Source organism: Clostridium vitabionis, assembly GCF_015351765.1.
GTDB lineage: Bacteria > Bacillota > Clostridia > Lachnospirales > Lachnospiraceae > Clostridium_R > Clostridium_R vitabionis.
Genome location: NZ_JADKQA010000024.1, coordinates 1 through 2,254, shown reverse-complemented (window position 1 = coordinate 2,254; position 2,254 = coordinate 1). Strand labels below are relative to the sequence as shown.

Genomic DNA, 2,254 nt, shown 5'->3' with positions numbered 1-2,254 from the left:
ATTCTAATACTATGAGATGCAAAAGTCAATAAAACGCCGTGTTTATCGCAATTCATCCCACCACCTGTAGAGGTGGGGGATTTCTTGCTCACGACGTGTTAAACTCTTTGTACTTATCCTCATTGAAGATAATCAACATCTCGATCTCAGGAGCAGTGATTACATTGATTACATCCACTTTGTGCTCATAAGCTTTGCTAAGCTTAAAATTCTCACGTCTGGAATCTAGAATTCTTATTACTGAAATCTTCTCCAAGAAACCTTTTCTTAAATATTTCTCTTCAAAGCGCTTGCCATCTCGACAGCGTATGACCTCTTCTTCCAGCATTTCCTCTCTTGTAAAGATCAGAAGATCGTTATCCAAAAGAATGTCCATGATGGCATTTTCGGCTGAGCCCTCACATATACAAGCCTTATACTTTGCTAATTCCATAGACCGCCTCCTACTTAAGCGCTGCGGCTATACTTTTTTTCAGTCGCATATACGCATCATACATAGGAGTTGTTCCTTCCAGGAATCCACTCTGATATGCATCGCTCTTCTTTATGTCATTCCTTTTCAGAATTGTACTCAGGTTTTCAACGGTAATCCCATTTCTGTTCCTGATTATATAAATACTATCATTTCTGTCATATTCATCCAACAGTTCAGGATAGTGGGTTGAAAAAATCAAGGTGCCGCCATTCTTATTTAACTTACTATCCATAAAGAAGCGCATCAACGTCGTTACAATTTCTTTATTAAAGTGGTTCTCCACCTCATCAATGACAATGTAACCACCCTTTTGTAATACTTCCTGGGCCAACGTAAACGTAATCATACCCTTTACAGTACCGGAAGACAAATAATTATTTAGCTGAATCGGATTATTCATCACGATTTCTTCTTTTCCCTTGAACTTCAGGCGAATAACTGTTTTTTGATCTTTTTCATCAAACCGCAGGCTTTCAACCGTCGGATCCAAATAGGTAATGACCTCTGCCGGTATATTGTCTGAAAAAGGAAGTACATTGATATTAGTGAATTGCAGCAAATTCACCACCCTCATTTTTTCCCCAGTCTTCTTATTATGGGCGATCATAATGCTGACATCATCGGACAGAAAATCTTCCTGTCCACTTCTGAGCATAACAGGATCCTTTCCATCAAAATCAAGCAGCGACTTACGAGTAATCACCTCATCAGTTTGCTTCGACCATAAGCTTTCTGACAGAATTCTATATACAATCCCTTCCGTCTTTGTCTGCCTCGAAGTGATTATGGTTTCAAGACGACATATCTCCTTCTTTGACTCTGAGTAAAAGAAGATGTTTAAAACTGCCTTTTGGGCGTTCCCCAAAATATCTTTTGTTTCAATGTGATTAATTGGCTCATTATTGAGTATGCCCAGCGACAAAAGTATAACCTTTAATACAGATGTCTTTCCTGAAGCATTAATTCCTATAAAGCCATTAGCCGGATTCAAATATATATTTGAAAACAAGGAATAAAGGATATCTTTCTGATCCTCTGATACTCTCTGCTGTGCATAAAAGCATATATCAAGCTTTTCCTTAAAAAGCGGTAAACCGTCTGCTGTGATTCTCAGAAGCTTCATACCAAGCACCCCCCCCAAAATTAAAAACGGATTTCGCGTTAATAAATCCTTTCTGCAGTTAGCATACCACCGGATCCGAAAATTATCAACAGATTTTTCGTTTTTAATTTTTAGTGTATCAGGGCCATACCCCCCGTCTTCCATTTCGCGATTTTACACGCGTGACCCCCGCGCCGTTCCCTGGGAGCCATACCTGTAGAGATTTCACCTGCCCCTACCCGCGATGGGTCTCCGCTCCGCTCCGGTCAGCGCAACCTCGAAGATGTTCCCTTGACGGCGCCTGAAAGAGTGACGTCCTGAAATATTTCCGAAGGTATTTCGGAAGCGGCATAACAGTCATGGCACTTTCGAACCCTTCATCCAGGCACATTACAAAAAATGATTATCACAGACAGTATCTGAAATGAAAAAGCAGGCAGGGATTGCGGATCATCTCCGTAGTCTCTGCCCGTCTCTTTATCTGTCCAAAAATTCGCTGACACTGATGATCCTTGGATCTGTAACCGAAGATTCCAAGAAGAGTTTATCACCGGTCAAGACAAGAGGAATTTCCATTTTACTGGCGCGTGCAGCCGGTAAAGACTGATCATCCAGCCGGACTATTCATCCCCGATATCCAGCTCATGATCGATCCGCTTCTCGATCTTCTCTCTGAA

3 protein-coding genes are annotated in these 2,254 nt (G+C 41.2%); 1 reads left to right on the top strand and 2 read right to left on the bottom strand.

Annotation, left to right across the window (positions count from 1 at the left end; genetic code table 11):
• Nucleotides 1–88: 88 nt before the first annotated feature.
• Nucleotides 89–433, bottom strand: coding sequence for a hypothetical protein (locus ISF27_RS13085; protein WP_407926099.1), 345 nt, complete (start codon nucleotides 431–433; stop codon nucleotides 89–91).
• Between the two features lie 10 nt (nucleotides 434–443).
• Complete coding sequence (locus ISF27_RS13080) at nucleotides 444–1,598, bottom strand: AAA family ATPase (protein ID WP_194611905.1); 1,155 nt, start codon at nucleotides 1,596–1,598, stop codon at nucleotides 444–446.
• Between the two features lie 403 nt (nucleotides 1,599–2,001).
• Between ISF27_RS13080 and ISF27_RS13075 the strand changes: the two genes are divergently transcribed.
• On the top strand, nucleotides 2,002–2,184 hold the full coding sequence (locus ISF27_RS13075; protein ID WP_194611904.1) for a hypothetical protein: 183 nt from the start codon (nucleotides 2,002–2,004) through the stop codon (nucleotides 2,182–2,184).
• Nucleotides 2,185–2,254 lie beyond the last annotated feature (70 nt).